At 71.7% G+C, this 4043-nt stretch carries 4 protein-coding genes; all 4 read left to right on the top strand.

The window, feature by feature from the left end; all coding sequences use genetic code 11:
* The coding region (locus AC3XYG_RS09225; RefSeq protein WP_489139525.1) for a tetratricopeptide repeat protein at nt 1–938 on the top strand (938 nt) is incomplete at its 5' end.
* A 40-nt stretch (nt 939–978) separates the two neighbouring features.
* Nucleotides 979–1485: a hypothetical protein gene (locus AC3XYG_RS09220; RefSeq protein ID WP_489139524.1), complete on the top strand. Its 507-nt coding sequence runs from the start codon at nt 979–981 to the stop codon at nt 1483–1485.
* Entirely contained in the window at nt 1486–3096 is a 1611-nt protein-coding gene (locus AC3XYG_RS09215) for a thiamine pyrophosphate-binding protein (RefSeq protein WP_489139523.1), read from the top strand.
* The coding region (locus AC3XYG_RS09210) for an OpgC family protein (RefSeq protein ID WP_489139522.1) at nt 3080–4043 on the top strand (964 nt) is incomplete at its 3' end. The genes AC3XYG_RS09215 and AC3XYG_RS09210, both read left to right, overlap by 17 nt.

The following is a 4043-nucleotide window of genomic DNA, read 5'->3' as shown; positions in this document are numbered from 1 at the left end:
CCCTGCGCTTCATGCTGGGCGATGCCAAGGGCATGCTGGCAGCGTCGCAGCGGATGATGGCACGGTGGAATGCCGACCGGCCCGCCGCCGGCTTCCTGCTGGGCTGTCACGCCTTCGCAGTCGAGGAACACGGCGCCTATGGCGCGGCCGAGGCCTATGGCCGGCTGGCCGTGGCGCTGGAGCCGGACGACGCCTGGGGTGCCCATGCCGTGTCGCATGTCCACGAGATGCGCGGCGACACCGCTTCCGGCATCGCCTGGCTGGAGGACAGCCGCGGCAACTGGTCCCGCTGCAACAATTTCAGCTTCCACATGGCTTGGCACCTGGCGCTGCTACACCTGGAGCGCGGCGACCATGAGCACGTGCTGCGGCTGTATGACGAAGAGGTCCGGCCGCTGCCGACCGACGATTTCCGCGACATGGCCAATGCGGTGTCGCTGCTGTGGCGGCTGGAGCGGCTGGGTGTCGAGGTCGGCGGCCGCTGGGCCGATCTGGCCGAGATCGCCCGCAAGCGCCGCGCCGACACCACCCTGGTCTTCGCCTCGCTGCACAACCTGATCGCCCTGGTCGCCCTGGGCGACCGGCCGGCGGCGGCCGAGCTGGTAATGGCGCTGCAGGTCCTGGCCCAGGGCGGCAGCGACCAGGCCCGGGTCGCGGCCGAGGTCGGCCTGCCCCTGGCCCGCGCCATCACCGGCATGGGGACGGAGCGCGGCACGCTGGACCGCATCGCCGCCGCGGTGCCGCGAGTCGGCGGCAGCAACGCCCAGCGCGACCTGTTCGTGCTGACCCTGGCCGAGGCCGCATCCCGGCGCGACGACCAGACCTCGCTGACCGCCATCCGCGGCGCCCGCCGCCGGCTGAAGGTGGAAGACCGCCTGATCGCCGCGGTCGACGGCCACGCTTTGGCCCCCACCGCCCGCCTGCGCGCCCTGCGCTGACCGCCCCTCGCGTTACGAGCCTTTGAACGGAGACCCCATCATGACCATGACCCATACCAACACCGCCCCGTCGCTATTTCCGACGGTCACCGGCCGGCTGGTGCCGACCATCCTGCTGGCCGGCCTGCTGGCCGACATCACCTGGGAGGTCTGGGCCCGCCTGATCACCCCACTGCTGGTCGGTGGCCCGCTGGAGCCCGCGGCCCTGGTGCAGTCGGTCTTCGGGTTCCAGAGCTGGGTGGCCGGCGAGTTGATCCACTCCATCACCGGCCTCGTGTTCTACCCGATCGGCTACCTGTTCATCGCCCGGCCGCTGCAGCGCGCGATCCTGCCGAAGCTGCCCCTGGTGCTGACCGGCACCGGCTTCGGCATCGGGCTGTGGATCTTCGCTCTGTACATCATGGCGCATCTGATCGCCGGCCTGCCGGCCTTCCTCGGCTTCATCCCGCTGACCTGGGCCTCGCTGGCCGGCCACATCATGTTCGGTCTCGTCGTCGCCTTCGTCGTACGCTACCGGGAGTCCCAGACCCTCGAAGGCAGCATGTAAATGACCCGCATCGCCGACACGATCGCCGCCACCCTGCACGCCCATGGCATCCGCCACGCCTTCGGCATGCCGGGCGGCGAGGTCGTGACCCTGATCGACGGGCTGGAAGCGGCCGGCATCCGCTTCCACCTGGCGCGGAACGAGACGGCGGCGGCCGGCATGGCCGCCGGCGCTTCGGTCACCACGGCCACGCCCGGCCTGCTGGTGGCCACCGTCGGTCCGGGGCTGGCGAATGCGGTCAACGGCATCGCCGATGCGGCGCAGGAGCATGTGCCGCTGGTGGTGATCTCCGGCATCGTCGACCGGCCGACCCGGGCCCGCTACACCCACCAGGTGATCGACCACGCGGCCCTGCTGCGGCCGCTGGTCAAGGCCAGCTTCGAGGTCGAGCCGGAAAGCGCCGGCCCGACCGTAGCCCGGGCCCTGGCCCTGGCGCTGGCCGAGCCGATGGGACCGGTGCATCTCGATTTGTCGCCGGCCGTGGCCGCGATGCCGGACCCGGCACCGCAGGTCGTCGCCCCGCCGGTGGTGCTGCGCCCGGCGATCGGGCCGCAGGACCCGGCGATCGCGGCGCTGGCCGACCGGCTGTCGCGCGCCCGCCGGCCGCTGATCCTGGCCGGGTTCGAGGCGGCGCGCGCCGGCGCCGGCCCGGCGCTGCTGCGCTTGGCGGAGAAGCTCGGCGCCCCGGTCGTCACCACCTACAAGGCCAAGGGCCTGGTGCCGGAAGACCACCCTTTGGCCCTGGGCGGCGCCGGCCTGTCGCCGGTGGCCGACGCCGTGCTGCTGCGGCTGTTCGGCCAGGCCGACCTGTTGCTGTTCGTCGGCTACGACCCGATCGAGATGCGCCTCGGCTGGCTCGACCCCGTGCAGTCGCCCGACGCGATCGTCGAGATCACCGCCGCACCGGCCGACCACGCCATGCACCATGCCGGGTCACGGCTGCTGGCCGACCCCGCGGCCGCCGTCGCGGCCCTGGCCGAGACCATCCGGCCGACCGAGACCTGGGCCGGCGGCGAGCCGGCCACGGCCCGGGCACAGCTGGCGGAGCGATTCGCCGCCCCCGGCGGCTGGGGCCCGCACGCCATCGTCGAGACCCTGAACCGGTCGGTGCGGGACGGCGACCTGGTCACGGTCGATGCCGGCGCCCATCGCATCCTGCTGTCGCAGAAATGGGTGGCGCGGCGGCCGCTGTCGCTGCTGCAATCGGCCGGGTTCTGCACCATGGCCGCCGCCCTGCCGCTGGCGATCGGCGCCCAGGTCGCCGACCCGTCACGCCGAATCGTCGCCGTGATGGGTGATGGCGGGCTGGAGATGGGGATCGGCGAGCTGGCGACGCTGCGCGACCTGGCCCTGCCCGTCACCATCGTGCTGTTCCAGGACCAGAGCCTGGCCCTGATCGCCCTGAAGCAGAACGCGGCCGGGCTGGCGTCGAACGGCGTCACCCTCGGCCAGACCGATTTCGCCGGCGTCGCCACCGCCTTCGGCGGCCACGGCCGCACCGTGGAGACCGCGACCGCGCTGGAGGCCGAGCTGGCCGCGGCGCGCGACCGGCCCGGATTCACCCTGATCGCCTGCAGGTTCGACCCCGATGCTTATGACCAAGCCTTCTGAACTGCAGTCCGAGTTGCAGTCCCTGCCGGCGGCGCCGTCCAGCGCCACGGCAGGCCGGTCGCGGCGCGACCCCCGGCTCGATTTCTTCCGCGGCATCGGGATGCTGATCATCCTGAGCGCGCACATCCCGGACAACCAATGGATCCTGTGGATCCCCGCGCGCTTCGGCTTTTCCGACGCGACCGAGATGTTCGTGTTCCTGTCCGGCATGGCCTCGGCCATCGCCTTCGGCCGGGTGTTCGACCGCGACGGCTTCGTCAGCGGCAGCGCCCGCGTGGCACGGCGGGTGTGGCAGATCTACTGGATCCATGTCGCCGTCTTCGTGGTGATCGCGGCCCTGGTGGCGGCGGCCGGGATGCGGCCGGTCAGCGGCCAGACCTATATCGTCGAGCTGAACCTGCCGCATTTCTTCGCCGACCCCGGCATGCTGCTGGCGCGGTTCCTGACCCTGACCTATGTGCCGAACTATTTCGACATCCTGCCGATGTACCTGGTCATCCTGACGCTGATGCCGGTCATGATCCTGGCCGAGCGGCTGCACCGGGCCCTGCCCTTCGTGCTGATGGCCGCCATCTGGGGCCTGACCCAGGGGCATCTGCTGGACCTGCCGGCCGAACCCTTCTCGGACCGCAGCTGGTTCTTCGACCCGTTCGGCTGGCAGCTGCTGTTCTATCTCGGCTTCTTCCTGATGCGTGGCACCCTGCCGGCGCCGGGGCCCAGCCGCATCCTGATGGCGGTCGCCGTGGTCTTCATCCTGGCGACGGTGCCCTTCGCCTATTACCGCATCATCGAGGCCTCGCCCTTCTTCGGCGGCTGGGCCCAGGCGTTGGCGCCGCTGACCGACAAGACCCATTTCGGGGTGCTTCGCCTGGCCCATTTCCTGGCGCTGGCCTTTGTCGCGGTCCAGCTGGTCGGGCCGGCCGGCCGGCGGCTGACGGGGCGGGCGG

The sequence above is a fragment of the Inquilinus sp. genome (assembly GCF_057815775.1).
This window is presented reverse-complemented; position numbering and strand designations above follow the sequence as displayed.